Genomic DNA, 25,182 nt, shown 5'->3' with positions numbered 1-25,182 from the left:
GGTCGAACCCCCGAAGGCCTATTCGGTGGTGGTCCAGGGCGACCAGACCGCCGCACTGCCCTTGCCCTCGCACACGAGCGCGTGGTTGTCGGAGGTGCGGCCCGACTTGTCCACCGAGGGATCGCATTTCGCCCCCGCGGTGTAATACGACCCCGACACCCGGAACGGCCCCGACCAGGCGTAACCGCCCGGTCCGCGCAGACACAGCAACGTTGCGCCGTCTGCGGCGACGCCGAGCAGGCCTGCCTTCTCCGCGGCGCACTCCGTGCCCTTCTCGACAACGCCTGCCTTCTCCGCGGGACTCGTCACCGGAACGGCCTCCGTCGCCGTCGGCGCGCCGTGGGAGGTGACCGACACCGGCGTCGGGGTCGTCGTCACCGACTGCGCCAGGGTCGGAACCGACACCTCGAGCCCGCCGAACACCGCGAGCCCGATCACCACCGCGACCGCCGCCTCGGAGATGCCGAGCAGCAAGGCCAGCACCGCGATTCCCCGCCCACGCGGATGCCCGAACGACAACAGCCCGAACACGATCGCGATCGGGAACAGCACCACCAGCGCGGCGGCGAGCGCCACCATCGCGTACGGATTCACGCGCGGCTGGTCACCGCGGCGACCGCCGGATGCACCGTCCACACTCACCTGCGGCCAGCGCTGACCGTCCCACCGTCGATCATCGGACTCCTGCTCGGGGTCGTCATCCCATTCCTCGTACCGTGCCATCAACCCCGGGTCCCTCTCCGATCTCCCCGGGCGCACAACGAAACAGGTGCGACGCCGGGTTACGCGACGAGAATAGGGACTCGGAGCCCACTAGCACAGCTCAAACGCAAAATAGGGTCACAGTGACATAACGTGTCAGATCGCCGTGCCCACCGGGTAACGAACCGGCTAACACCTTTGCCTCCCCGGCCGGAACAGGTTCATGCTGGTCATGAAGTGCACCACTGCGCGCACCCTGAGCTCGCGAGGAGGACTCATGTCGCACAGCACGCCTCCGGCAGACCGACCGTGGCACGCTCAAGCCGGTGACCTGCTGGCTGACGATTACAACGTCCCCGGCATCATCATGTGCGCCGTCGGCGTCGTCGGTCTCGCGTGCACTCTCGTCGCGGCAGGCACCGAGCACACCGGGTGGGCGATCGTGGCCGGGATACTGACCGTGCTCTTCCTCGTCGGCGGTATCGGTGCGCTGATGTTCGAGCATCACCGGGAGAAGAAGATCGAGCAGTCGCTCGGCCGGACCGGCCACGCGCCCGGCCATGCCGGACCACAGCGCTACAGCGCAGGCGCGATCGCGATGCGGCACTCGCGACGCACGCTCGATTCCTAGCGTTCGCCCGGCGTCGCCTCGGTGAGCAGCACGCTGGGGATCGTCACGGTCATTATCGTGAGCAAGGTGTCGGCCAGCAGTCGATGGATCTGTGCCCTGGTGAGCGTGCCGCGGGTGATCCACTCGCGCCCGGCCACTTTGACCAGGCCCGCATAGGCGAGCACCAGCGCGCGCAAAGGTGCACTGTCTGCCAGATCCGCGCGTCCGATCATCACCAGCATGCGTTCGGCGGCGGCGTCGTCAGCCTGGTCGAGGATCTGCTGCACCTCGGGGTCGTCACCGACACCCTCGTGGCTGGTGACCTTCACCCAGGTGGTGCCGTGTTCGGCGATCGTGTCGAGGAGCCAGCCCACGATCGCGTCGACCCGCTCGCCCGGCGAGCCGTCGGGGATGGACACCTTGTCCTGCCGCGGCAGCGTGACCATGCGGCGAACCACCGCCAGATACAGGTCGCGCTTGTTGCCGAAGTAGTGGTTGATCAGGCCACGCGCCACGCCCGCGCGCTGGGCCAGTTCCGCGGTCGAAACCGCCGCGTAGGGCCGCTCACCGAACATGTCGATGGCACAGGCCAGGATCTGGGCGCGTCTCTCGTCGGGTTCGAGCCTGCGCCTGCGCGGCGCGTCTGCGGTGTCGGTGTCCAGCGGGGAAATCGCGGTGCTCCGTCGAGTTCGTCGGCCGCCGCGTGGTTGCGGCGACGGCCCATCACGATACCCAGCGGGTCGCTCGCGCGGCCAATGCGACAATAGATGTCGCCCACCGCTCCCGCACGAAGGAATGTCGCACTCCCCGATGACCGAGAACATGATCGATCCGGATGAGTTGGCGACCTGTCTGCGGGTGCTGGAACGCGCCGGGCAGCTGGAGAAGGAACACCCCGATTCCATCGCCGTGCAGCGCGCGGTCGGGCACATGTTCAAGAAACTCAAGCACCGCCGTCGCATCGAGGCCAGAGAGCAGATCTCCTCGAACGACCGCGCGGTGATCGCCGCGACCGCGACCGGGTCCCCGCAGCGCATCGACGACGAGACCGCGGGCATCCCGATCAGCTCGTCGACCTCCGGCGCGAGCGCGGGCACCCTGCTCAAGGCGCGACCCTGCTATATCTGCAAGCAGAAGTACACCCAGGTCGACGCGTTCTACCACCAGCTGTGCCCCGACTGCGCGGCCGCGAGCCACACCAAGCGCGACGCCCGCACCGACCTGTCCGGTAAGCGCGCCCTGCTCACCGGCGGCCGCGCCAAGATCGGCATGTACATCGCGCTGCGGCTGCTGCGCGACGGCGCGCACACCACCATCACCACCCGCTTCCCCAACGACGCGATCCGCCGCTTCGCCGCGATGGAGGACAGCGCCGACTGGCTGCACCGCCTGCGCATCGTCGGCATCGATCTGCGCGACCCCGCCCAGGTCGTCGCGCTGGCCGACGACGTCGCCGCGCAGGGCCCGCTCGACATCCTGATCAACAACGCGGCCCAGACCGTGCGCCGTTCGGCCGGTGCCTACAGCGCCCTGGTCGACGCCGAGACCTCGCCGCTGCCCGCGGGTGTGCTGCCGGAGATGGTCACCTTCGGCAAGACCATGCAGGCTCACCCCACCGCGCTCACCGCCTCGCTCACGCCGTCGCTGACGGCCGACGATGTCGCCGAACTCGCGCTGGTCGCGGGCTCGGCCACCCCGGAGCGGATCGCGGCGGGCGTGGCCATCGACGCCGGTGGTCTGGTTCCCGATCTCGCGCACACCAACAGCTGGGTGCAGACCGTCGGCGAGGTGGAGGCCACCGAGCTGCTCGAGGTGCAGCTGTGCAATTCGGTCGCGCCGTTCATCCTGGTGTCGCGGTTGCGTCCGGCGCTGGCCGCCGCGGCGGGCAGGCGCAAGTACGTGGTGAACGTCTCCGCGATGGAAGGCCAGTTCGGCCGTGGCTACAAGGGCCCGGGGCACCCGCACACGAATATGGCCAAGGCCGCGCTGAACATGCTCACCCGCACCAGCGCGCTCGAGATGTTCGAGGCCGACGCGATCCTGATGACCGCGGTCGACACTGGCTGGATCACCGACGAACGCCCGCACTTCACGAAGGTTCGCCTCGCCGAAGAGGGATTCCACGCGCCCCTCGATCTCGTCGACGGCGCCGCCCGGGTCTACGACCCGATCGTGCAGGGTGAGTCCGGCGTCGACCTGTACGGCTGCTTCCTGAAGGATTACCGCCCTTCGCCCTGGTGACCCAAGCGATGCCGAACCGGAATGATGATCATGATTCCGCTCGGCCGAGGGTTACATATTCTGAATAGGTGCCGTTCCGGGTGCTGGCCGACGTTCTCGCCGTCACCCACGTCGCGTTCATCGCGTACGTGGTCGCCGGCGGTTTCCTGGCGTGGCGGTGGCCACGCACGATCGGCCTGCACGTGCTGGCCGTGGCCTGGGGTTTCGGCACCGTCCTGATCGGCTTCGACTGCCCGCTCACCTACGCCGAGAACTGGGCGCGCAGGCAGGCCGGAGTGGGCGAGTTGCCCGCCGCGGGATTCATCGACCACTACCTGACCGGGGTGATCTACCCCGACAGCGCGCTCGGCTTGGTGCGCGCGCTCGCGGCGCTGACGGTACTGGTGTCGTGGCTCGGCTATGCGCGCCTGTACCAGCGCCGCCTCAGTTCACGTGTCGTGTGATCTCCTGTGCGACCGCGGCGTGCTGTTCGTCGAGGTAGAAGTGCCCGCCACCGAACGTGCGCAGACTGAACGGCCCGTCGGTGACCGTGCGCCACTGTTCGGCCTGGGCCACGGTGGTGGTCGGATCCTCGGTGCTCGCCAGCGCGACGACGGGGCAGCTCAGTAGCGGTGCGGAGCGGTGCCGATAGGTCTCGACCGCCTGATAGTCGGCGCGGACAGCGGGCAGGACGAGATCGGCGAGGCCTGGTTCGGTGCGCAGTATTCGCACCGACGCGGGGTCGTTCGCCAGCCGTTCGAGGTCGTCGATGAGCGCGGCGTCCGAAGCCTGGTGCAAGCGGGCCATTTCGATGAATCCTGGTGCAGGACGGCCGGATACGAGCAGAGCACGCACCGGCTGTCCGGCTGCGGCGAGCCGCACGGCGGTCTCGTAGGCCACGGTCGCGCCCATGCTGTGCCCGAACAGTGCGCGGGCCGGTCCGGGCTGACGCGCGATATCCGCGGCGATCCGGTCGGCGAGCAGATGCAGGTCGGTGATCGTCGGATCGTCGAGGCGGTCCTGGCGCCCCGGATACTGCACCGCCGTCACTTCGACGCCCGCACCGACGTGTCGTGCCAGCTCACGATAGAAGGTCGCCGATCCGCCGCCCGGTGGAAAGCAGGTCAATCGCCCGCGCGCCGCCGTGCCGGGTCGCAGGATCCGAACCCACTCCGTCGCAGCCGTATTCACGCCCACATCACACTCCTCACCGTCAGCACCGCAACTAGGCTGGTCGATGTGACCACCGCGCAGCAGCTCGTCCACGCCTACGAGTCGGGGCTCGGGCTCCCCTCGTCGGCCGAGGCCGACGTGCCGGACCCCGCGGCGCGGCTGGCGGCCACCCTACCGGTCTGGGCGCTCGCGGCGGGTTCGGTCGCGGCGGCGAGCGCCGCCGCCGACCGGGTCAGAGTCGCACACGGCCTGCCCACCAGACCTGTTCGCCTCGATGCCGACCGGGTGACCGCGGCATTCAGCAGCGAGCGGCTGTTCCGCCGCAACGGCGCGGCACCGTCGATCTTCGCCGAATTCTCGGGCTTCTTCCGCACCGCCGACGGCTGGGTTCGCACGCACGCCAACTACCCGCATCATCGGGAACGGCTCCTCCGGGCGCTCGAGCTGGGCGCCGACAGCGACGCCGCCCAGCTCACCACCCGACTGTCCACGATGAAGGGCGCCGAGATCGAAGACGCGGCCGCCGCGATCGGTGCGATCGCGGCCCGGGTACGCGCCGAGGACGACTGGACGAACAGTCCGATGGGCCGGGCCGCGACCGCCGGCCCACTGGTCGCGATGGACGTGCGCGACGACCGCCTGTCCGGCGCCGGTGCCGCGGCGCCTGACCACGCTCGACTCGGCATCGCCGTCGCGTCGGCGGCCCCCACGACCGACCGCCCCCTGACCGGTCTTCGCGTACTCGACCTCACCCGTGTCCTCGCGGGCCCGGTCGCCACCCGAACGCTGACCCTGCTCGGCGCCGACGTGCTGCGCGTCGACCCACCGCACCTGCCCGAGATCGACTGGCAGTTCGCCGACACCTGCCAGGGCAAACGCTCCACCCTGCTGGATCTCAGGACCGACCTCGCGACCTTCGAGGACCTGCTCGCCGCGGCGGACGTGCTGGTCACCGGCTATCGTCCCGGCGCGCTCGCCGCGGCCGGTGTCGGCGCCACTCGACGTCCGGGTTCGATCGAGGCGTCCGTCTCGGCCTGGGGCACGCGCGGACCGTGGGCCGACCGGCGCGGTTTCGACAGCATCGTCCAAGCGGCGTCCGGCATTTCGCTCCTCGAAGGCACGCCGGATCGTCCCGGTGCGCTACCCGCCCAGGCTCTCGACCACGGTTCGGGCTATCTCTTGGCCGCGGGCGTCATGGATGCCCTGCTTGCTCGCGCCGGCGACGGATTCGGGCGAACGGTCCGGGTTTCCTTGGCCCGTACCGCATCCTGGCTACTGGCCGCCGACGGACGCTGCCCCGATCACCCCGTCGCGGTGCCGCCCGATCCGGCCTCGACCGTCGCGCACAGCGAACTGGTCACGGCCGCACCGGCATTCGCCGACTACGACGACTATCGCTGGCCCGCACCACCTTACGGCTCGGCACAGCCGTTCTGGGTGGCAGCGACCGACCACTACCACCCCGCGTGAGCGGCGTTCCGGTCACTTTCCGGCCAGCGCCGAGACCGCGGCCGTGAGCTGATCACCGTCGGCGACCAGCTCGCCCGGATTCAGCAACCACAACACCCCGAGCCCCTGCACGAGCGCGAAGTACATCCGCCCTATGGCCGCGGCCTGCGCGGCGTCGAGTTCGGGATGCGCCGCCTCGACGTTCGCGGCGAGGTCGTCGAACGCGCCGGACAGCTGGTCGCCGAGCTGTCCCCGCGCATCGTCGGAGCGCACGATCCGCACGATGTTCTCCAGACTGGCCAGCATCGCCTCGTGATTGGCCTCGAATACCGCGGACATCCCGTTCCACAGCCGAGCGAGCCCTTCCAGCGGTGAGCTCCCAGCGCCGGCGGCGATCAGCTCCTCCATCGCGTCACCGATGGAGTTGCCCAGCGCCTCACTCAGCGCCTCGGTGACGAGACGGTCCTTCGACCCGAAGTGGTAGCCGATCGCGGCCAGGCTCACCCCCGCCGCGGTAGCGATATCGCGCGCGGTCGCCTTCGCGACGCCGCGCTCCAGGATCACTTTGCGCGCCCCCGCCAGTAGATCTTCTCTGTTGCCCATGCTCAGCAGTCTAGCCGAACGTCTAAGACGTTTGTTCTAGACATCCGTGCAACTCTCTGTTAGACATATGTCTAAGACGTTCGTACATCAGACGGGAAACTCCATCATGAGCATCACCAGCCCCCTCCATGTTCTCGTCTCCGGCGGCGGCATCGCGGGCAACGCCGTCGCACTCCAGTTGCTGCGCAACGGCATTCGCACCACCGTCGTCGAGCGCGCCGCGGCCCCCCGCCCCGGCGGCCAGGCCGTCGATCTGCGTGGCCCGAGCAAGGAGGCCGCCGAACGGATGGGTCTGATGGAGGGCATCGCCGAATTCCAGCTCGACGAGCGCGGGATGGCCTACGTCGACGGCGACGGCAAGATCTACGCCAGGATGGCGATGGAGGACTTCGACGGCCAGGGTGCCGTCGCCGAGATCGAGATCACCCGCGGCGACCTCAACCAGGTACTGCTCGACGCGGTCGCCACCGCCGACAACGGTCGACTGGACTACCGCTACGGCGAGTGGATCGAGCAGATCGTCCAGGACGCATCCGGCGTCGACGTCACGTTCGCCTCCGGTGTCACCGAGCGCTTCGACCTCGTGATCGGTGCCGACGGCGTGCACTCGGCGACCCGCAAGCTCGTCTTCGGACCCGAGGAGCAGTTCAGCACAAACCTCGGCGGCTACGGCGCCTTCTTCACCATGCCCAAGCCCGCCGATGTGCAGCCCGGCTGGATGAGCATGCGGCTGATCCCCGGCGCCATGCTCGGCATCCGCCCCGACTCCGACCCGAGCACCGCCAAAGCGATGATCACCCTGCGCACCGACGTTGACCCCGCACTGCGCCGCGACGTCGACGCCCAACGCGCACTCATCAGGAAGACGATCGCCGACGCGGGCTGGCATGCCCCCGCCGTGCTCGACGCGATGGACTCCACGCCCGACTTCTACTTCGATGAAGTCGCCCGCGTCGACGTACCCGAGCTGTCGGCAGGCCGGGTCACGCTGATCGGCGACGCGGGCTACTGCGGCTCCCCGCTCAGCGGCATGGGCACGGCGATGGCCATCGTCGGCGCCTATGTCCTGGCCGCCGAGATCGCCGCCACCCCGGCTGATCTCCCCGGCGCGCAGCAGCGCTACCAGGACAAGATCACACCGTTCCTCGACAAGGCCAAGGAGATCCCCGGTGGTGGTATGGCGATGATGATTCCCAAGTCCCCGCTGTTGACGCGGCTGGCCAAGACGAACGTGCGGCTCATGATGTCGCGCCCGATGCGTCCGCTCACCAAGAAGATCTTCTTCGGCCACACCGAGGAATTCGCCCTCCCGACCTACTGACCCACCCACCGACTGGCCGCGGGCCCCGAAAGGTCCGCGGCTACTCTCGATGACGTGCCGCAGAAGATCATCCTCGACGTCGATACCGGGATCGACGACTCACTGGCCATCCTGTACCTGCTCGCCTCCGACGAAGCCGAGATCATCGGCATCGCCGCCACGGCGGGCAACGTGGACGGCGCACAGGTCGCGGCGAACACCCTGGCGATGCTCGATCTGGGCCGCGCACCCGAGATCGAGGTGGCACTCGGCGCGGCCCAACCCCTCGCCATTCCCTTGCGCACCACTGAGGACACCCACGGGCCCCAGGGTCTCGGGTACGCCGAGCTCCCGGTCTCGCCGCGTTCGCTGTCGCCCCGGTCGGCGGCCCAGATGTGGGTGGACCTGGTTCGCTCCCACCCCGGCGAGGTGACCGGCCTGTGCACCGGTCCGCTGACCAACCTCGCGCTGGCCCTGCGCATCGAACCCGAGCTGCCGCACCTGCTGCATCGGCTGGTCGTCATGGGCGGCGCGTTCAACCACCCCGGCAATACGACCCCGACCAACGAGTGGAACATCCACGTCGACCCGGAGGCTGCCAAGGAGGTGTTCGACGCCTTCTCGGCGGCACCACCGGATCGCAGGCCGCTGGTGTGCGCGCTGGACATCACCGAGTCGATCGAGATGCTCCCCGAACATCTCGCACTGCTGGCACGGTCGGCACACAGCGCGCCGATCGAGCACGTCAGTGCGGGCGATCCGGCTGAATTCCGTTCGGCGGCGAGCAATCCGATCATCCGCTATCTCACCGACGCGGTGCGGTTCTATTTCGACTTCCATCACCAGTACGACCTGGGCTATCTGGCGCACATGCACGACCCGTTCGCCGCCGCTGTCGCACTGGACCCAGCCTTGGCGATCACCCGCCCGGCCACCGTCGACGTGGAGCTGGCGGGCACCATCACCCGCGCCACCACGGTCGCCGACTGGGCGGGCATGTGGGGCCGAGAACCCAACGCCGACATCGTGATCGGTACCGACCCCGCAGTGTTCTTCGAACGCCTGGTCACCCGCGTCGGTGCCCTGGCCCACCACCTCTACCCGGAGCAGTCATGACCGTAGACACCGTCGCCTACCTCGCCGACTTCCGCACCCGCTACGACCTCCCCGCGATCGTCGACGTGCACACCCACTTCATGCCCGATCAGGTGATGCGCAAGGTGTGGGCCTATTTCGACGCCGCCGGGCCGCTGACCGGCCGGCCGTGGCCGATCACCTACCGCGACGACGAGCAGGTGCGCCTGAAGACGTTGCGCGACTTCGGCGTTCGTGCGTTCACCTCACTCGTCTACCCGCACAAGCCCGGGATGGGCGAGTGGCTCAACTCCTGGACCGCCGAGTTCGCCGACCGCACCCCCGACTGCCTGCACACCGCCACCTTCTACCCCGAGCCGGACGCACCCCGTTATGTTCGAGCCGCGATCGACGGGGGTGCGCGAATCTTCAAGGTGCACATCCAAGTCGGCGCGTTCTCCCCCCTCGATCCCCTGCTGGACCCGGTGTGGGCGATCCTCGCCGAAACCGGCACGCCCGTTCTCATCCATTGCGGATCCGGTCCCGCGCCCGGCGAGTTCACCGGCCCCGCCCCCATTGCCGAACTGCTGCACCGCTTTCCGACCCTGCGCTTGATCATCGCGCACATGGGCACCCCCGAATACAGCGAGTTCCTCGACCTGGCCGAGCAGTACCCTCAGCTCTACCTGGACACCACCATGGTCTGGACGAATTTCAGCGAGGGTGGCGCGCCCTATCCACCGTCCGAGCGCGACCGGCTGATCCGTTTCGGCGATCGCATTCTCTTCGGCAGCGACTTTCCCAATATCCCGTATCCGTACGCCGAGGCGATCAACGCGCTCGAACGATTGGAACTCGGCGCCGAGTGGATTCGAAATGTGTGCCACAACAACGCGGTTGCCCTTTTCGACCTGTGACGTTTCAGGCCGGGATCTCCATCCCTTCGGCCAACAGCGGCCAAGAGTTCTTGAAGGCTTTCTGCCAGTAGCCCCAGGAGTGGGTGCCCTGGGTCGACAGGTCGAAGGTCGCGGGGATGTCGAGTTCGTCCAGGCGCTGCTGCAGGTTCTTGGTGCACCAGCGGGTCGTCGCCTCGATCACCCCGCCCACGACGATCTGGTTGGCCAACCCGACCGGACCCCAGGTCACCAGGTGTGAATCGCCGAGCTTGTCGAATTCGCCCGGTAGGCCGTTGCCGTTGGACACGTAGAGCTTCGTCCCGCGCAGCCCTTCCGCGTTGACGACGGGATCATTGGCGGCCCAGGCCGGATCACCGGGCGGACCGTACATGTTCGACGCGTCACCGCCGCCGGTCCCGACGACGACATTGACAAACTGCCTGCCGACGGGATCGCTGATCTGCGCGCAGCCGCTGTAGGCGGCGACCGAACGGAACAGCCCCGGCTTGGCGATCGCGAGTTGCAGGACGGAAGTGGCCGTCATCGAATTCGCCGCGATGGCGTTCTTGCCGGTGGTCGCGAACATGGTGTCGACGAGCGCGGGCAGTTCGTCGAGGAAGAAGGTCCGCCATTTGTTCACGCCCAGCATCGGATCCGGCTCGTGCCAATCGGTGTAGTAGGTCCACGCACCACCGATCGGCATGACGACATTGACATTCTTGCCCGCGAGAAAGTCCACGACATCGGTGTTGTGTTCCCACGTCGCGGTGTCCTCGCCGCCGCCCGCACCGTTCACCAGATACAGCGACGGCCGCGGCACCGACGTGTCGGCAGGCCGCTGCACCTTGACCGACACTTCGCGGCCCATGGCGGCGGAATGGATCCGCACCGTCACCTGCCGCCCGTCTATCGAGGCCACCTCGGCCCGCGATCCGTCGATCGCGATACTCGGATTCACCACCGCGACAAGAGGTTCCGGACCTCGCGCGTGCCCCTCGCCCACGCCCATCATGGTCGAGCCCACTGCGACGAGCACCGCCGAAACCGCCCTGCGGCACCTCACCGATCCAACCTCCATGCGAAAACCGACCGCACAGTGCGGCTCTCACCATATCGGGCAAGATCACATCGCCGTTACCGGCTTCTTACCGATTTGTCACCGAAGACAAAGGTCCGTCTCGGCGAATCATGCTGCCGCGACGGTGAATCGGGCCCGCCGCTGGGCAGGTCACTCGAGAGATCAGCGGCCGATGACCTCGGCCGCGTAGACCGCGAGGCGGACGCGATTGTCGGTACCGGTCTTCCCCAGCAGGTTGGCGACGTGCGTCTTGACGGTGCTGACGCCCAAGTGGAGCCGGTCGGCGATCTCCTGGTTGCCCTGCCCGTCGGCGACGAGACGAAGGACCGCGAGCTCCCGGGGTGTCAGATCGGGTACCGGGACAGGCGTCGACGGCGCCGTGAGCGCCCGGTCGACCAGGCGGCGTAGCAGCGCGGGCGAGAACAACAGGTCGCCGTCCACCGTGCGCCGGATCGCGTCGAGCAGTACGGCGGGTTCGGTGTCTTTGACGAAATACCCTGCGGCTCCGGCGGACAGCGCGGGGAACAGGTGTTCGTCGTCGTCGAAGGTGGTCAGTACGAGCACTTTCGCGCGCGGCTCCGCCGCGAGGATCTGCTGGGTCGCCCCGACACCGTCGAGGCCCGGCATTCGCAGGTCCATGACGACCAGGTCGGGGGCGAGCTCGGCGTACAGCCGCACCGCCTCGACACCGTTCGCCGCCTCCCCCACGACGGCGAGGTCGGCGGTGTCCTCGATGAGCATCCGCAGACCCGCGCGCACCAAGCGCTGATCGTCCACGAGTAGCACGGTGATCACAGCAGCTCCTCCGCTCGCGCACTGTCGGGCAGCCACGCTCGCACCACCCAGGTCCTGCCCTCAGCGCCGACGGTGAGCGTCCCACCAGCGAGCTCGGCCCGTTCCCGCATTCCGACGATGCCGTGTCCCGGCGGAGCCGGCGTCTCGCGCCCACCATTGACGACCTCGACCGTGACGCCGCCGTCCCGCCTACCGACCCGGAACCGCACGGGCACACCACGATCCGCGTGCTTCATCACATTGGTCAGCGATTCCTGCACCAGCCGCAACAGCGTGAGTCTGCTGATCACGTCGAGCCCGTCGAGCTCGGTGTCCAGCGTCGACTCCACGGTGAACCCGGCAGCCCGCACCCGCTCGAGCGCCGCGGTGATCTCGGTCCCGACCGCATCCGTGTCGACCAGCGCCACGGTGCCGAGAGCCGGATCCCGCAGCGCGGCGAGCAGCCTGCGAATGTCAGCGAGTGCGTCGGCCGCTGTACCGCGCACATCGTCGAGTACCGAGGTCACGCGCGGATCAGCTTCTCGCACAACATGTCCGGCTACCGAAATCCGCAGAATGATCGAAGCCATGTGGTGGGCGACCACATCGTGGAGTTCCCTGGCCAGCGCGGCACGCTCGTCGAGGCGGGTCCGCGCTTGCGCCTCGACCGCGCGCTGGCGCAGATTCTCCGCCAGGTCACGCTGCCCACGCAGATACAACCCGAGCAGCAACGGCAGGCCCACATACGCCGCGGCCTCGACGAGGGTGGACGCCCGCCCGATCGAATTGTCGTGCAGACCGACCCGTCCGAGTGCCACGGCACCCGCCCAGCCCGCCGTCGCCACCGCCACGGTCGACCATCGGTGCGTGCGCGCCACCACATCGACCAGCGCCACCGCCCCGAGGTAGGGCACCAACCCTGACACACCCCAGGCGTCGGTCCGCAGCATCGGCACGGCCAGCGCCGACAGCACGATCGACACCGCGAGGGGCCATCGCGAGCCGGCCAGGAACACCACGCCCGCCGTCATCGCCAGCAGCCAGTAGTGCGGCGGTACGCGGTACTGGCCCGGGTATGTGCTGGCCAGCAGCAATACCGGGATCAGCACCAGCGGCAGCCACCGCAACAGCCCTCGCCAGTCGCGGTGGGCACGGATGTCGATCACGCTCCCACGGTAGGTGACCGAACGGCCGGGGCCGTGCGGCGCGTCCGCGCGGGAGCGGCCCGGATCCGCGACCGGCTCGTCCGCGCGGGCACCGGTTCGGAGCCGATTAGCACGCGATCGGCGTATCCGCAAGGGCCGCGCGGGTGGAATCGGTCGGCCCGGGTCCGGCCGTTCGGCGGAGTCGCCACGTCCTCGACCGAACGAGGCTGGAGGTTCCAGCACAGAAGGAGCACACGTGGTCTCGCGACGAGGATTTCTCACCGGGCTCGCCCTCGCACCGGTGGCATACGCGGCCGGGTGTTCGATCCGCCCGTCGACGCCTGGTCCGGCGGCCGACTCGACCCGGCCGTTGCCCATCCCACCACTCGCCGCGGCCACCGTCGGCGCGGACGGCGTCCGCCGGTTCGCCCTGCGGGTGCAGCCGGGCACGACCGAGATGATCCGGGGCAAGCACACCCCGACATGGGGCTACGGCGGGTCGATCCTCGGCCCGACCGTGCGAGCTCGGCGCGGCGAACAGGTCGCGTTCACCATCACCAACGATCTCCCCGAGCCCACCTCGGTGCACTGGCACGGCATGCACCTGCCCGCGAAGTTCGACGGTGGCCCCCATCAGATGATCGCGCCGGGTGCGACGTGGGCGCCGAACTGGACGGTGCAGCAGCAGGCCGCGACGCTCTGGTATCACCCGCATCCACACGGCGCCACCGAAAAGCATGTCCACCGTGGACTTTCCGGCCTCTTCCTGATCGACGACGACGCGACGGACGCGCTCGATCTACCGAAAGACTATGGCGTCGACGACATTCCGCTGGTGATCCAGGATCGCCGCTTCACCGCCGACGGTGCGCTGGACGAATCCGACGCCACCGATGTGGGCCTGCTCGGCGACACGATCGTCACCAACGGCATCGCGAACGCCCATCTGCCCGTCACCACCGACCGGATCCGGTTGCGCGTCCTCAACGGCTCATCGGGCCGCCTCTACAACCTGTCCTTCAGCGACGGCAGAGCATTCCAGCTCATCGCCACCGACGGCGGCCTGCTCCCGAAACCCGCATCCCTGAACCGCATTCAGCTCAGTCCCGGTGAGCGCGCCGAACTGGTGGTCGCCGTCGGTGCGGGCGAGAACGTCACGTTACGGTCGCTGCCGATCATCGACCGCGCGGGCATCGATCGCGCCGCCGAGTTCGGCTTCGACGACACTTTCGACATCCTGACACTGCGTGCCGCCGAAACCCTGCGCCCGTCGGCCACGCCACCGGCAACCCTGATCCCGATGACCGCCCTCGCCGCCGCGACCACGCCGCCGACGCGTTCGTTCGACCTCCAGTGGTTCATGATCAACAACCGTCGCATGGACATGAACCGCATCGATATGACCATTCCCGTCGACACCACCGAGGTCTGGACGGTCCGGAACAAGGACAACTGGCCCCACAACTTCCACGTCCACGACGTCCAGTTCCAGATCATCGCCGTCGACGGAAAGCCCCCTCCCCCGGCACTTTCCGGCTGGAAAGACACCGTGTACACCACCCCTGACACCACCTACACCCTCGCGATGCACTTCGCCGACCACACCGACCCGACGTATCCGTACATGTACCACTGCCACCTGCTGCACCACGAGGACCAGGGCATGATGGGCCAATTCCTGGTTCTCGGCCCGGGCCAGCAACCGGCTCCCATGCAGATGGACATGGGATCCATGGGTCACGGCTGATCGTGACTACAGTCGAGTGATGGGCATCGAGTGTTCTGACATCGTTGCAACACCCCGGGCCGACGTTTTCGCCTGGTTCGCCCGTCGCGGCGCGTTCACGCGACTGGCTCCACCGTGGCAGCCGGTCACCTTGCTCGCCGAAGCCGATTCGCTGGCCACTGGGCGCGCCGTGCTCGGTCTTCCCGGCGGGCTGCGCTGGATCGCTCAGCACGATCCCGAGCAGTACCGACCGCCCGAGCGGTTCGCCGACGCCCTCACCTCGGACGGACCGGCGTCGTTCCCGGTCTCCCGGCTGTTGCCGTGGCAGCATGTCCACGAGTTCGCCGAGGTCGACGACACGCACACCCGTGTCATCGACCGGGTGCGGACACCCATTCCGGAGTCGGTGTTGCGGCCGATGTTCGACTACCGCTACCGCCAGCTCACCCACGATCTGGCGGCCCACCGCCGTGCGGCCGAGTCCGGCCTCCCGCCGCTGACGATCGCGATGACGGGCGCGTCGGGGCTGGTCGGCTCCGCGCTGAGCGCCTTTCTCACCACCGGCGGACACCGCGTGGTGCGGTTGGTCCGTCATCGCGCGCGTCATCGCGACGAACTCCAGTGGGACCCCGCCGCGCCCGCCACCGACCTGCTCGCCGACATCGATGCCGTGGTGCATCTGGCCGGGGCGCCCATCGCGGGCCGATTCACCGCCGCGCACCGGCGTGCGGTGGCCGACAGCCGCATCGAGCCGACCCGGCGACTCGCCGAGCTGGCCGCGGCCTGCGGCGTCGACACCTTCGTCAGCGCTTCGGCCATCGGCTACTACGGCTACGACCGTGGTGAGCAGCCGCTGACCGAGAAGTCCGAGCGCGGTGACGGATTCCTGGCCGATGTGGTCGAACAGTGGGAGGACGCGTGCGAGCCCGCCGCGGTGGGCGGAGTCCGCGTCGTGCGGGTGCGTACCGGCATCGTGCAGTCTCCGCGTGGCGGGACCCTGCGGTTGCTTCGACCGTTGTTCAGCGCCGGTCTCGGTGGGCGGATCGGGGACGGCCGACAGTGGTTGTCGTGGATCGGCATCGACGATCTCGTCGATGTCTACCACCGCGCACTGTGGGACGACACGGTGGTCGGCCCGGTCAATGCCGTTGCGCCACAGCCGGTTCGCAACAGCGAGTACACCCGCGTGCTGGCGCGAGTGCTGCACCGCCCAGCACTGCTGCCGGTCCCGAGCTTCGGTCCAACGATACTGCTGGGCAAGCAGGGTGCGCGTGAGCTCGCCGAGGCCGGTCAACGGGTGACGCCGACTCAGCTGATGAAGGCGGGACACACCTTCCGCACCGACGAGGTGGAGCAGACGTTGCGACATCTACTCGGGCGGACCGAGAGCTGACCCGATCCGGCACGGTCGTCACCCGCGAACGATGCGTGTCGACGGGTTCGCCGACCTCGGAGTCGACTGTTCCCACAGCGCATCGCCTATGCATCGTTCAATGGTGGCCGACCCGATCTCGCGATGTGCGCGGCCGGGGAGCGGCTGATCGACGACACCGGAAACATGTTGCGCCCGAGGGTTTCAGCGGAGCGCGTCGACCGCGGCGGCCAGGCTACCGATCCGCTCAACCGTGTCGGGCAGCAGCACCGACTCCCAGCCCGGCCCGCCGATGAGCACCCGGGCACCGGCCCGCGCACAGGCCAGCACTGCCGAGGTCAACGCGGTCGACTCACGTTGCGACCACAACAGCACCGAGGCCTCGCCCGAGTGCCGGGCGAGCGCATCGGACAACGCCACCGCGGGCACGTCGGCGCCCAGCATGCGCGCACCGACTCCGGCCTGCGCCAAAGCGGCGCGCAGCACGTCGAGCGGGAGCGAATGCGTTTCGCCGCTCGTACACGCGAGCAACACGGGCGCACCGCTCCGCGCCGGTTTCACCTGCTGCATGATCGCCGCGATCGACCACGACAGCAGGTGCTCGACGTCGATGCAGCCCTCGCCGCCGCCCTGCCGCGCGACGATGTCGGTGAATGCGGGGCGGCACAGGGCCTCCCAGGTCTGCACGACGCCGTACGCCCGCACGTGGGCGTCCAGATGCGCGCAGACGGTGGCGGTATCGAGCGCGAACGCGGCGTCGAGCAGGCCGCCGCGGTCGCCGAGGACCGGTACGGGCCCGCGTGCCGCCGCGGCGGCACCGGCGGGACTCGCGCCGCCGCCGATCAGCTCGAGCATGTGCTCGAGCACGGCGATATCGGAGTCGGTGTAGAGGCGATGGCGGCCGGGCCGGTCCTGGGCGGGACCGATGCCGTAACGGCGATTCCAGCTCCGCAGGGTCGCGGTCGGGATGCCGAGACGGTCGGCCGCCGCGCGCACCGTGAATCCGGCCGCGGCGGAGGCAGGAACAGAACCGGCGGGCATCGTTTCATTCTGCCCGGACCGCCTCGACCGGCGCAGGACAGCCCCGGCCTCCGCGCGTCGACGACAGATTCTGTCCATTGCGCCGACGACCCACTGAACCACCTGCCATATGCATCAATAGTGCATCAATTACTGTTAGCATGGGGGACACCGACTACCGCGAGGAGTTTCCTGTGCGCACCCGATTCGGCCTGTGGACCACCGCCTTGCTGATCGCCGCCGGCCTCGCCGCGACCGGCTCCGGCACCGCGGCCGCCGCGCCACCCGCACCGGTGCCCTACCTCGACCTCGGCCGCTATCTCGGCGATTGGCATCAGCTCGCGGCAGTACCGCAGGTGTTCAACCTCAACTGCGCACGCGACACCTCCGCGAACTACACCCTCGACGCGCGCGGCGACATCGCCGTCCACAACCGCTGCCACACCTGGAGCGGCGGCGTCGACGAGATCCGCGGCACCGCGACCGTGAACGACCCGGCCACGAACGCGCAACTGCACGTGAGCTTTCCGGGCGTCACCGGCCAGGACGGGCGCGAGGGACCGACCAACTACCTGGTGACCGCGCTCGGCCCGGACTACTCGTGGGCCCTGGTCACCTCGCCGAGCAGGCTGTCCGGTTTCGTCCTCTCCCGCACCCCGGCCCTGGACGAGAGCACTTGGCAGCGGATCGACGAGGAGATCAGAATCGCGGGCCAGGACCCGTGCGTCTACCTCACCTCGCCCACCACCGGCGGACGCGAGGATGTGCTGCCCCTCTGCGCACGATGAGCGTCGCCATCGCCCTGTTCACCCGTGACCTGCGCGTTCACGACAATCCGGTACTCACCGCGGCCGCGCGCGAGGCCGACCGGGTGGTGCCGCTGTTCGTCGTCGACGCGGCGCTGGTGCCCGACCGCTGCCCGCCCAATCGCGCGCACTTCCTCGCCGCCGCACTGGCCGAACTCGACCTGGAGCTGCACGCGCTCGGCGGCACGCTCGTCGTGCGCCGCGGCCGGGTGGCCGATGTGCTCGACCAGGTGATCGAGGAGACCGGTGCCACGAGCGTGCACCTGGCCGAGGATGTCAGCCGCTACAGCAGGCAGCGCGAGCAGGCGTTGCGCCGCAACCCGAACACGGCCGTGCACTGCCATTCCGGTTCCGTCACAGCCACTTCCGCCGAGCTCGTCCCGTCGACCGGTCGCGATCACTTCGCCGTCTTCACCCCCTATTTCCGGCGCTGGAGCGCGGCCCACCGCCGCACCCCGCTACCCGCGCCCCGGTCGCTGTCGGTGCCACCGATCCGGAGCGAGCCGCTGCCTCAGCCGGCCGATCTCGGTTCCGGGCGACCGTCGCCGCAGTTGCGGGTCGGCGGGGAATCCACCGGACGTGCGCTGCTGCACGACTGGCTCGACGGCCCGATCACCGGCTACGCCCGTGACAACGACGATCTCGCCGCCGACGCCACCTCCCGGCTCTCGCCGTACCTGCACTTCGGGTGCGTGTCCCCCACCGAGGTGGTGCGCCGGGTCGATACGGCGACCGACGGCGGACTCGCCTTCGTCCGGCAACTGGCTTGGCGCGACTTCCACCACCAGGTGCTCGCCTCCCGCCCCGATGCCGCCTGGTCGGACTACCGAACGCGCGTGATCGCGGGCCCCGACGACGAGCAGGCCGTCGCGGCGTGGCGCGACGGGCGCACCGGCTACCCGATCGTCGACGCGGGCATGCGGCAGCTGCGCGCGGAGGGCTGGATGCCGGGGCGAGCGCGGCTGATCGCGGCCAGCTTCCTCGCCAAATCGCTGCGCCAGGACTGGCGTGTCGGCGCGGCGCACTTCCTGCGCTGGCTCGTCGACGCCGACCTCGCCAACAATCAGCTCAACTGGCAGTGGGTCGCGGGCACCGGCACCGACACCCGGCCCAACCGGGTACTCAACCCCCTGCGCCAGGCCGACCGTTACGACCCCGACGGCGTTTATGTCCGCCGGTGGCTGCCCGAACTGGCGCACCTGCCCGGCGCAAGCATTCACCGCCCGTGGCGCGCGAACATCGATCCGATGGACTATCCCGCACCGATCGTCGACTGTGTGGGCGCCTAGGCCGATGAGCCTGCCACAGCCAGGTCGAGAATATCGACCGCCATCGGCGGCAGTCCGAACCGCCGAGCCAGCCGAACTCCGTTGCATCCAACATCTACGCGGCACCTCGCCGCCTCGACGGAAGTGACGGAAACACCATGCGCACCTTGCCGAATACTCTTGTGGCGGCGATACTCCTCGGCTCGGCGCTCGGCCTCTCGGCCTGTTCCGATGACGACTCGAGCACCAGCTCCGCGACCTCCTCGGCGCCGATGACGTCGGCGCCTGCCACCACCGGCGCGTCCGCCGCCGCCGACCTCGTCGGCCCCGGCTGCGCGGAATACGCCGCCACGGTACCCAGCGGTCCCGGCTCGGTCAGCGGTATGGCCCAGGAGCCGGTCGCCGTTGCCGCGTCCAACAACCCGCTGCTCACCACGCTGGTCTCGGCGGTCTCGGGCAAACTCAACCCCGACGTCAATCTCGTCGACACCCTCAACGGCGGTCAGTTCACCGTATTCGCGCCCGTCGACTCGGCGTTCGCGAAGATCGATCCGGCCACGATCGACACGCTGAAGACCGACTCGGCCACCCTCACCTCGATCCTCACCTATCACGTGGTGCCGGGCCAGATCGCGCCGCAGAGCATCGCGGGCGCGCACAAGACAGTCCAGGGCGCCGACGTGACGGTCAGCGGCTCAGGCGACAGTTTGAAGGTCGGCGAGGCGAACGTGATCTGTGGTGGCGTGCGCACGTCGAACGCTACCGTGTACATGATCGACAGCGTGCTCATGCCGCCAGCGGCGTGATGACGGCGACGGCGCTTTTTCCGGCGTCGCCGCGGAAATATCTCGGCGGCGCCCATCCGAACCCGAAGGCAGGCCGAAATCCCTCTCATGCTGATGCAAGCAGGGACCACCCGATGACGGCCCGGCGCGGCTCCGCACCGATCAACCTGCGATCGGTCACCGAGCCCGCTCCGGCCTGCCCGACGGTCGACCGCCGCGACCATGCCGTGCAACAGCGGCTGGTCGAGCTGCTCGACGACGTCGCGGCAGGCGATCGGGCGGCGTTCGCCGAGTTCTACCGCGCCACCAGCCCCCGGGTGTTCGGGCTCGCGCTACGCGTCGTCCGCAACCACGGCGCCGCCGAGGACATCGCCCAGGAGGTGTTCCTTCAGGTCTGGTCGCTGGCCGGACAGTACGACGCGACAAAGGCCAGCCCGATCGGCTGGCTGATGATGCTGACCCACCGGCGCGCGGTCGACCGGGTACGGGCCGAACAGTCGGCCACCCGCCGTGACATCGTGTTCGGCCACGCCCACCTCGGCCGCGACCACGACGTCGTGGCCGAGGAGGTCACCCAGCGACTCGACGAACAGTCGGTGCTGGACTGTCTGCAGACCATGACCGAACTCCAACGCGAAGCGGTGGCGCTGGCGTACTACGGCAGCCGTACCTACGTCGAGGTCGCCGAGACCTTGTCGGTGCCGTTGCCGACGGTGAAGAGCCGCATCAAAGATGGCCTGAAAAGGCTCGAGAACTGTTTGACCGGAGGGAACACCCGATGAGCGAGACAGATCGGCGGACCCCTTGGTCGTGGCTGGATGAGGCGTATCCCTACGCCATAGACGCGCTGGATCCACCACAACGACAGGCACTCGAGGACTGGCTCGACGCGGCAGGCACCGACCGCGCGGCCGAATTCCAGGCCGCTGTCCACCGCATCCAGGAGACGATGGCGGACCTGACCGTGTTCGACTCGGTCCCGCCACCGGCCCGCCTCGAATCCGCGCTGATGCGAGCACTGGACCGGTACGACACACAGGCGCACCCGCTCGCACGGCGGGGCGCGCCCGGCAAGCGGTGGCACCTTCGATGGTTGACCGTCGCCGCCGCGGCGATCGTGGCGGTCGGTGCCGGCGTCGGAATCGGGGTCGTGATCGACCAGGCGAACGACGGCACCGGGGCGGTCACCGCACAGCAGGTGCTCGACCAGTCCGACAGCCGGGAAACGTCGGTGGCCGTCACCGGCGGCGGCGCGATGACGGTGTACCAGTCCAAGTCGCTCGGCGCGGCCGCGGTGTCGTTCCAGGACATGCCCCCGCTGCCGGACGAGCGCACATATCAGTTGTGGCTGATACGTGCGGACACACCGAAATCGGTGGCGGTGCTGGATAGTTCGGCCTCGGCCGTGACCGCGGTCGAGGCGGCCGACACGCTCGCGGTAACGGTCGAACCCGCCGGTGGTTCGCCAGGGCCGACCACCTCGCCGATCGTCAGCATGACAGTCGGCTGACCTGCTGCGGCGGGCCATGCCGACACTCGAAATCCCAGGAGTGACAGCATGGTCCGCCCGTTCACCTTCACCCATCGCCATCCCGGCCGACTCGCGGCGGCGTTCGCGACGGCTGCCGCCGCCGCCCTCGTCCTCGGGGTCGGGCACCTCGTCGCGGTGATCATCGACCCGGTCTCCTCCCCCTTCTTCGTTCTGGGTGCCACCGTGGTCGATCACACGCCGAAGTGGTTGAAGGACAGTGCGATCCGCTGGTTCGGCGCCAACGACAAACTGGCACTTGCCATCACGATGGCCGCGGTGATGGCAGTCGCTGCCGCAATCATCGGCCTGGTGGCCCGCCGCCGCCCGGCCCTGGCGGCGGGCCTGCTCGGCGTCCTCGGCTTCTCGGTGGCGGGCTTGGCACTGCTCCGGCCCACCGCGACGCCACTGTTCGCCATTCCGGCGGTGGTGGGGTCACTGGCCGGGATCGCGGCAATGTGCGCGCTGTTCTACGTGCCCTCCGGCGTCGACCAGCAGGTCGGGCCGACACGGCGCGGGTTCCTGCTCGCGCTGACGGCCGTCGCGGCGGGGGCCGTCGCGGCGGGCGCGGCGGGACGGTTCATCGGCACGCGCCTGCGCGATATCGCGGCCGACCGGGCGGCTTTCGTCCTCCCACGGGTCGGCGCGCCCGCGCCACCGGTCACCCCGGAGATGGACCGAGTCGTTCCCGGCCTCACCCGATTCATCACCCCCGCACCGGATTTCTATCGCGTCGACACCGCGCTGCAACTCCCCTCGTTGACCCGCGCGCAGTGGCGGTTGCGCATCCACGGGATGGTGGAACGCGAAATCCGTCTGGACTTCGACGAATTGAGCGCCCGGCACGCCGTGGAGTCGCTCATCACACTCACCTGTGTCTCGAACGAGGTCGGCGGCGATCTCGCCGGCACCGCACTGTGGACCGGATACCGCCTGTCCGATCTCCTGGCCGAGGCAGGCCCCTCCCCCGACGCCGACATGATCTTGTCGCGCAGCATCGATGGGTTCACCGCGAGCACGCCGACCGCCGCCGTGCTCGGAAACCCCGACGCCCTGCTGGCCATCGCGATGAACGGCGAGCCGCTCTCCGTCGTGCACGGCTACCCGGCCAGGATGATCGTGCCCGGCCTCTACGGCTACGTGTCGGCCACCAAGTGGGTTGTCGACCTGGAACTCACCCGATTCGACCGCGCCCAGGCGTACTGGACACAGCGCGGTTGGGCAACCGATGCGCCCATCAAGACCGCGTCCCGGATCGACGTCCCCGCGGCGTTCGCCAACCTGGACGCTGGATCGATGACCGTGGCAGGCGTCGCGTGGGCTCAAGGCCGTGGGATCGACGCCGTGGAAATCCAGGTCGACGATGGCCCGTGGCAGCCAACCACACTCGCCGCGGCCTACTCCATCGACACCTGGCGCCAGTGGACCTGGACGTGGGATGCCACACCCGGCACGCACGCGCTGCGCGTGCGTGCGGTCGACGCCACCGGATCGGTGCAGACCGACGCGAGGGCGACCCCGTTCCCCGACGGCGCGACGGGCAGGCACTCGCGCGTTGTCACGGTGCGGTGAGCGATGCTCAGGCCTGGCTGACGAGGTAGTTCACGAGGGCGTCGACGAGGCCGAGGGTGCCTTCCTCGCGCTGGGCGCCGGTGTCGAAACCGTCCAGGTGGGCGCCGAATTCGACGAGCGTGAGCTTGGTGCCGGTGGTGGTCGGTTCGAATTCCCAGGTGGCCACCGAGGTGGAGATATGGGAGCCGTTGAGCCACATGTCGTAGGTGTAGACGAGGCGTTCGTTGACGACGATGTCGGTGTAGGTGGCGACGAAGTGGGAGGTCACCTCGTGGAAGGTGCCTTCGTTGATCTCGCGGCCGCCGACCTCGAAGTCGACCGAGACCTCGCCCTGCTCCCAGCCTTCCTCGCCGCCGAACCACTTCGCCTTGACGGCGGGATCGGCGAATGCCTGGAAGACGACGGCGGGCGCGACGGGCACCTCGCGTTCGATGGTGAACTGGGCGTGGTTGATGGAGCGGGTCACCGTGTCGGTCATTGTTGTTCTCCCTCTGGGTTTCTGGTTGATTCCACGAGTAGTGCCGTGAGCCGGTCCACCTGCCGTTGCGCGGGTGGGCGTTGCCGGTGCAGCCAGTCGATCGCCGTCCCGAAAGCGTCCGGAACCAACTGGTAGGTGCGCACCCGGCCGATCTTCGCCGAGCTGACGAGCCGACCGGCCTCCAGCGCTTTCAAGTGCTGCACGATCGTCGGGAGCGCGACCTCGAACGGTGCGGCGAGATCCGACACCGAGGCGGGCCCGCGCGCCAGCCGTTCGACGATCGCGCGACGAGTCGGATCGGCCAGCGCCCGGAAGACACTGTCGAGTCCGCCGTCCGGTTCGTCGCTCGAATACTTAGGCACATACCTAAGTATTCACATCACGGTCGATTCGCGCAACCCCTCGTCCGGTTGCACCTGTATCGGCCGCCGTGGGATGCTGCGGCGAGATCGACGAGAGCGAGGTGAACGATGGTCGACGGCCCTCGCGTCACACCCGCTCCCACCGCGAGCCGGCGCGGCATCGGCGCCCGGGTGGCGGATTCCCCGTTCCTGTCCCGCGGCAGACGCCGGGTGGAAGTGGTCCCCAAACCCTCGGTCCCGACCGCCCGCGCCATCGTGGACTGCGCCGCCTACGTCGACGGCAAGCGGCTACCCGGCCGCTTCACCCCGGAGAGCGCCCTGGCCGAAATCCGCGGGCGCGGTGCGGGTTTCGTGTGGATCGGCGTGTTCGAGCCGGATCTGCACCAGATGGGCGAGATCGCCGAGACGTTCGGACTGCACGAGCTCGCCGTCGAGGACGCCGTCACCGGCAGACAGCGCCCGAAGTTCGAACGCTACGACGACACCATGGTCACCGTGATGCGGACCGTCGCCTATGTCGAGCACGATATGCACACGGTCAGCGAGATCGTGCAGACCGGCGAGATCATGGTCTTCCTCGGCGCCGATTTCGTCGTCGCGGTCCGCCACGGCGAACACAACGAACTCACCGCGGTCCGGCACGCGCTCGAGGCCGAACCCGATCGCCTCGCGCTCGGCCCCGGCGCGGTGCTGCACGCGATCGCCGACCACGTCGTCGACACCTATATCGACGTCACCCAGGCCGTCGAATTCGACGTCGAGTCGATGGAAGAAGAGCTGTTCAGCCCGCGGAGCAAGATCCCGATCGAGGCGATCTATCAGCTCAAACGCGAGATCGTCGAGCTGCGTCGCGCCGTGCGGCCGCTCGCGGGCCCACTCCAGACGCTCACCGCGCCGCACACTCCCCTGCCCAAGGAAGTGCGTCGCTACCTACGCGATGTCGCCGACCACCACAGCGGTGTCGCCGAACGCATCAATGACCTCGACGAAACCCTCACCACCCTCGTCGGTGCCGCCGTGGCCAAGATCGCCGTCCAGCAGAACACCGACATGCGCAAGATCTCCGCCTACATCGCCATCCTGGCCGTGCCGACGATGATCGCCGGGATCTACGGCATGAACTTCGATCACATGCCCGAACTCCGGCAGACCTGGGGTTACCCCATCACCCTGACCGTCATGGTCACCCTCTGCACAGCCCTGGTCGTCGTCTTCCGGCGCATCCGCTGGCTGTGAAGGCC

At 68.8% G+C, this 25,182-nt stretch carries 26 protein-coding genes; 16 read left to right on the top strand and 10 right to left on the bottom strand.

What is annotated here, in order from left to right:
* Positions 1–18: 18 nt before the first annotated feature.
* Positions 19–723, bottom strand: coding sequence for a hypothetical protein (locus tag ACWZHB_RS10190; protein ID WP_427907688.1), 705 nt, complete (start codon positions 721–723; stop codon positions 19–21).
* A gap of 256 nt (positions 724–979) precedes the next feature.
* Here ACWZHB_RS10190 and ACWZHB_RS10185 point away from each other — a divergent pair, with 256 nt between their 5' ends.
* Positions 980–1,333 (top strand): hypothetical protein, encoded by a 354-nt coding sequence (locus ACWZHB_RS10185; protein ID WP_427907687.1) that lies wholly within the window; start codon positions 980–982, stop codon positions 1,331–1,333.
* Here ACWZHB_RS10185 and ACWZHB_RS10180 read toward each other — a convergent pair.
* Positions 1,330–1,887: a TetR/AcrR family transcriptional regulator gene (locus ACWZHB_RS10180; protein WP_427907686.1), complete on the bottom strand. Its 558-nt coding sequence runs from the start codon at positions 1,885–1,887 to the stop codon at positions 1,330–1,332. The two genes, ACWZHB_RS10185 and ACWZHB_RS10180, sit on opposite strands and share 4 nt — an antisense overlap.
* 235 nt (positions 1,888–2,122) lie before the next feature.
* Here ACWZHB_RS10180 and ACWZHB_RS10175 point away from each other — a divergent pair, with 235 nt between their 5' ends.
* Together ACWZHB_RS10175 and ACWZHB_RS10170 are read left to right on the top strand one after the other, a co-directional pair.
* Positions 2,123–3,553, top strand: coding sequence for an SDR family NAD(P)-dependent oxidoreductase (locus tag ACWZHB_RS10175; RefSeq protein WP_427907685.1), 1,431 nt, complete (start codon positions 2,123–2,125; stop codon positions 3,551–3,553).
* A 68-nt stretch (positions 3,554–3,621) separates the two neighbouring features.
* Positions 3,622–3,996: a DUF2784 domain-containing protein gene (locus ACWZHB_RS10170; protein ID WP_427907684.1), complete on the top strand. Its 375-nt coding sequence runs from the start codon at positions 3,622–3,624 to the stop codon at positions 3,994–3,996.
* On the opposite strand, the gene ACWZHB_RS10165 is transcribed toward ACWZHB_RS10170, so the two are convergent.
* Positions 3,977–4,729, bottom strand: a complete 753-nt coding sequence (locus tag ACWZHB_RS10165; protein ID WP_427907683.1) for a thioesterase II family protein — start codon at positions 4,727–4,729, stop codon at positions 3,977–3,979. The two genes, ACWZHB_RS10170 and ACWZHB_RS10165, sit on opposite strands and share 20 nt — an antisense overlap.
* Before the next feature lie 42 nt (positions 4,730–4,771).
* On the opposite strand from ACWZHB_RS10165, the gene ACWZHB_RS10160 reads away from it, so the two are divergent.
* Positions 4,772–6,175, top strand: a complete 1,404-nt coding sequence (locus tag ACWZHB_RS10160; RefSeq protein WP_427907682.1) for a CoA transferase — start codon at positions 4,772–4,774, stop codon at positions 6,173–6,175.
* A gap of 12 nt (positions 6,176–6,187) precedes the next feature.
* Here the strand turns inward: ACWZHB_RS10160 and ACWZHB_RS10155 are convergent, their stop codons facing one another.
* Positions 6,188–6,757, bottom strand: a complete 570-nt coding sequence (locus tag ACWZHB_RS10155) for a TetR/AcrR family transcriptional regulator (protein ID WP_427907681.1) — start codon at positions 6,755–6,757, stop codon at positions 6,188–6,190.
* 106 nt (positions 6,758–6,863) lie between these two features.
* Here ACWZHB_RS10155 and ACWZHB_RS10150 point away from each other — a divergent pair, with 106 nt between their 5' ends.
* The 3 genes from ACWZHB_RS10150 to ACWZHB_RS10140 are packed head-to-tail and all read left to right on the top strand — an operon-like array spanning position 6,864 to position 10,048.
* Positions 6,864–8,078 carry an FAD-dependent monooxygenase gene (locus tag ACWZHB_RS10150; protein WP_427907680.1) on the top strand — a complete coding sequence of 405 codons (1,215 nt, stop codon included), beginning with the start codon at positions 6,864–6,866 and terminating at the stop codon, positions 8,076–8,078.
* A 54-nt stretch (positions 8,079–8,132) separates the two neighbouring features.
* Positions 8,133–9,173: a nucleoside hydrolase gene (locus tag ACWZHB_RS10145; protein ID WP_427907679.1), complete on the top strand. Its 1,041-nt coding sequence runs from the start codon at positions 8,133–8,135 to the stop codon at positions 9,171–9,173.
* Positions 9,170–10,048 (top strand): amidohydrolase family protein, encoded by an 879-nt coding sequence (locus tag ACWZHB_RS10140; RefSeq protein WP_427907678.1) that lies wholly within the window; start codon positions 9,170–9,172, stop codon positions 10,046–10,048. Before ACWZHB_RS10145 ends, ACWZHB_RS10140 begins: the two co-directional genes overlap by 4 nt.
* 4 nt (positions 10,049–10,052) lie before the next feature.
* On the opposite strand, the gene ACWZHB_RS10135 is transcribed toward ACWZHB_RS10140, so the two are convergent.
* The 3 genes from ACWZHB_RS10135 to ACWZHB_RS10125 form a co-directional block, all read right to left on the bottom strand.
* A complete protein-coding gene (locus tag ACWZHB_RS10135) occupies positions 10,053–11,105 on the bottom strand; it encodes an alpha/beta hydrolase (protein WP_427907677.1) in 1,053 nt (350 codons plus the stop codon).
* 162 nt (positions 11,106–11,267) lie between these two features.
* A complete protein-coding gene (locus ACWZHB_RS10130; protein ID WP_427907676.1) occupies positions 11,268–11,900 on the bottom strand; it encodes a response regulator in 633 nt (210 codons plus the stop codon).
* Positions 11,897–13,045, bottom strand: coding sequence for a sensor histidine kinase (locus ACWZHB_RS10125; protein WP_427907675.1), 1,149 nt, complete (start codon positions 13,043–13,045; stop codon positions 11,897–11,899). Before ACWZHB_RS10125 ends, ACWZHB_RS10130 begins: the two co-directional genes overlap by 4 nt.
* A 235-nt stretch (positions 13,046–13,280) precedes the next feature.
* On the opposite strand from ACWZHB_RS10125, the gene ACWZHB_RS10120 reads away from it, so the two are divergent.
* Together ACWZHB_RS10120 and ACWZHB_RS10115 are read left to right on the top strand one after the other, a co-directional pair.
* Entirely contained in the window at positions 13,281–14,771 is a 1,491-nt protein-coding gene (locus ACWZHB_RS10120) for a multicopper oxidase family protein (RefSeq protein WP_427907674.1), read from the top strand.
* Positions 14,772–14,790: 19 nt separating this feature from the next.
* Positions 14,791–16,143: a TIGR01777 family oxidoreductase gene (locus ACWZHB_RS10115; RefSeq protein ID WP_427907673.1), complete on the top strand. Its 1,353-nt coding sequence runs from the start codon at positions 14,791–14,793 to the stop codon at positions 16,141–16,143.
* Positions 16,144–16,326: 183 nt separating this feature from the next.
* Here the strand turns inward: ACWZHB_RS10115 and ACWZHB_RS10110 are convergent, their stop codons facing one another.
* Positions 16,327–17,163: a MerR family transcriptional regulator gene (locus ACWZHB_RS10110; protein ID WP_427907672.1), complete on the bottom strand. Its 837-nt coding sequence runs from the start codon at positions 17,161–17,163 to the stop codon at positions 16,327–16,329.
* A gap of 173 nt (positions 17,164–17,336) precedes the next feature.
* On the opposite strand from ACWZHB_RS10110, the gene ACWZHB_RS10105 reads away from it, so the two are divergent.
* The 6 genes from ACWZHB_RS10105 (at position 17,337) to ACWZHB_RS10080 (ending at position 23,101) form a co-directional block, all read left to right on the top strand.
* The gene (locus ACWZHB_RS10105; protein ID WP_427907671.1) at positions 17,337–17,930 is read left to right on the top strand and encodes a lipocalin family protein; all 594 of its coding nucleotides are present in this window, start codon (positions 17,337–17,339) and stop codon (positions 17,928–17,930) included.
* Positions 17,927–19,237, top strand: coding sequence for a cryptochrome/photolyase family protein (locus tag ACWZHB_RS10100; protein WP_427907670.1), 1,311 nt, complete (start codon positions 17,927–17,929; stop codon positions 19,235–19,237). The genes ACWZHB_RS10105 and ACWZHB_RS10100 overlap by 4 nt, the downstream gene beginning before the upstream one ends.
* 137 nt (positions 19,238–19,374) lie before the next feature.
* Entirely contained in the window at positions 19,375–20,022 is a 648-nt protein-coding gene (locus ACWZHB_RS10095; protein ID WP_427907669.1) for a fasciclin domain-containing protein, read from the top strand.
* A gap of 113 nt (positions 20,023–20,135) precedes the next feature.
* The gene (sigK, locus tag ACWZHB_RS10090) at positions 20,136–20,783 is read left to right on the top strand and encodes an ECF RNA polymerase sigma factor SigK (protein ID WP_427907668.1); all 648 of its coding nucleotides are present in this window, start codon (positions 20,136–20,138) and stop codon (positions 20,781–20,783) included.
* Positions 20,780–21,511 (top strand): anti-sigma factor, encoded by a 732-nt coding sequence (locus ACWZHB_RS10085; RefSeq protein ID WP_427907667.1) that lies wholly within the window; start codon positions 20,780–20,782, stop codon positions 21,509–21,511. The genes sigK and ACWZHB_RS10085 overlap by 4 nt, the downstream gene beginning before the upstream one ends.
* A gap of 48 nt (positions 21,512–21,559) precedes the next feature.
* The gene (locus tag ACWZHB_RS10080) at positions 21,560–23,101 is read left to right on the top strand and encodes a molybdopterin-dependent oxidoreductase (RefSeq protein ID WP_427907666.1); all 1,542 of its coding nucleotides are present in this window, start codon (positions 21,560–21,562) and stop codon (positions 23,099–23,101) included.
* Between the two features lie 7 nt (positions 23,102–23,108).
* Here ACWZHB_RS10080 and ACWZHB_RS10075 read toward each other — a convergent pair whose 3' ends face one another.
* Together ACWZHB_RS10075 and ACWZHB_RS10070 are read right to left on the bottom strand one after the other, a co-directional pair.
* Entirely contained in the window at positions 23,109–23,579 is a 471-nt protein-coding gene (locus ACWZHB_RS10075; protein ID WP_427907665.1) for an SRPBCC domain-containing protein, read from the bottom strand.
* The gene (locus ACWZHB_RS10070) at positions 23,576–23,941 is read right to left on the bottom strand and encodes an ArsR/SmtB family transcription factor (protein ID WP_427907664.1); all 366 of its coding nucleotides are present in this window, start codon (positions 23,939–23,941) and stop codon (positions 23,576–23,578) included. Before ACWZHB_RS10070 ends, ACWZHB_RS10075 begins: the two co-directional genes overlap by 4 nt.
* Before the next feature lie 108 nt (positions 23,942–24,049).
* On the opposite strand from ACWZHB_RS10070, the gene ACWZHB_RS10065 reads away from it, so the two are divergent.
* Positions 24,050–25,177 carry a magnesium and cobalt transport protein CorA gene (locus tag ACWZHB_RS10065; RefSeq protein WP_427907663.1) on the top strand — a complete coding sequence of 376 codons (1,128 nt, stop codon included), beginning with the start codon at positions 24,050–24,052 and terminating at the stop codon, positions 25,175–25,177.
* The last annotated feature ends 5 nt before the right edge of the window (positions 25,178–25,182 follow it).

The sequence above is a fragment of the Nocardia sp. FBN12 genome, assembly GCF_054031145.1.
Note: the sequence above shows the minus strand (reverse complement) of the source record. Positions and strands in the feature narration are given on the sequence as shown.

Excerpts from the sequence above, each read along its gene's own strand:
- ACWZHB_RS10190 (WP_427907688.1), bottom strand. The coding sequence starts at position 723 with ATGGCACGGTACGAGGAATGGGATGACGACCCCGAGCAGGAGTCCGAT.
- ACWZHB_RS10185 (WP_427907687.1), top strand. The coding sequence starts at position 980 with ATGTCGCACAGCACGCCTCCGGCAGACCGACCGTGGCACGCTCAAGCC.
- ACWZHB_RS10180 (WP_427907686.1), bottom strand. The coding sequence starts at position 1,887 with ATGTTCGGTGAGCGGCCCTACGCGGCGGTTTCGACCGCGGAACTGGCC.
- ACWZHB_RS10175 (WP_427907685.1), top strand. The coding sequence starts at position 2,123 with ATGACCGAGAACATGATCGATCCGGATGAGTTGGCGACCTGTCTGCGG.
- ACWZHB_RS10155 (WP_427907681.1), bottom strand. The coding sequence starts at position 6,757 with ATGGGCAACAGAGAAGATCTACTGGCGGGGGCGCGCAAAGTGATCCTG.
- ACWZHB_RS10150 (WP_427907680.1), top strand. The coding sequence starts at position 6,864 with ATGAGCATCACCAGCCCCCTCCATGTTCTCGTCTCCGGCGGCGGCATC.
- ACWZHB_RS10140 (WP_427907678.1), top strand. The coding sequence starts at position 9,170 with ATGACCGTAGACACCGTCGCCTACCTCGCCGACTTCCGCACCCGCTAC.
- ACWZHB_RS10135 (WP_427907677.1), bottom strand. The coding sequence starts at position 11,105 with ATGGAGGTTGGATCGGTGAGGTGCCGCAGGGCGGTTTCGGCGGTGCTC.
- ACWZHB_RS10115 (WP_427907673.1), top strand. The coding sequence starts at position 14,791 with ATGGGCATCGAGTGTTCTGACATCGTTGCAACACCCCGGGCCGACGTT.
- ACWZHB_RS10110 (WP_427907672.1), bottom strand. The coding sequence starts at position 17,163 with ATGCCCGCCGGTTCTGTTCCTGCCTCCGCCGCGGCCGGATTCACGGTG.
- ACWZHB_RS10100 (WP_427907670.1), top strand. The coding sequence starts at position 17,927 with ATGAGCGTCGCCATCGCCCTGTTCACCCGTGACCTGCGCGTTCACGAC.
- ACWZHB_RS10095 (WP_427907669.1), top strand. The coding sequence starts at position 19,375 with ATGCGCACCTTGCCGAATACTCTTGTGGCGGCGATACTCCTCGGCTCG.
- sigK (WP_427907668.1), top strand. The coding sequence starts at position 20,136 with ATGACGGCCCGGCGCGGCTCCGCACCGATCAACCTGCGATCGGTCACC.
- ACWZHB_RS10085 (WP_427907667.1), top strand. The coding sequence starts at position 20,780 with ATGAGCGAGACAGATCGGCGGACCCCTTGGTCGTGGCTGGATGAGGCG.
- ACWZHB_RS10080 (WP_427907666.1), top strand. The coding sequence starts at position 21,560 with ATGGTCCGCCCGTTCACCTTCACCCATCGCCATCCCGGCCGACTCGCG.
- ACWZHB_RS10075 (WP_427907665.1), bottom strand. The coding sequence starts at position 23,579 with ATGACCGACACGGTGACCCGCTCCATCAACCACGCCCAGTTCACCATC.
- ACWZHB_RS10065 (WP_427907663.1), top strand. The coding sequence starts at position 24,050 with ATGGTCGACGGCCCTCGCGTCACACCCGCTCCCACCGCGAGCCGGCGC.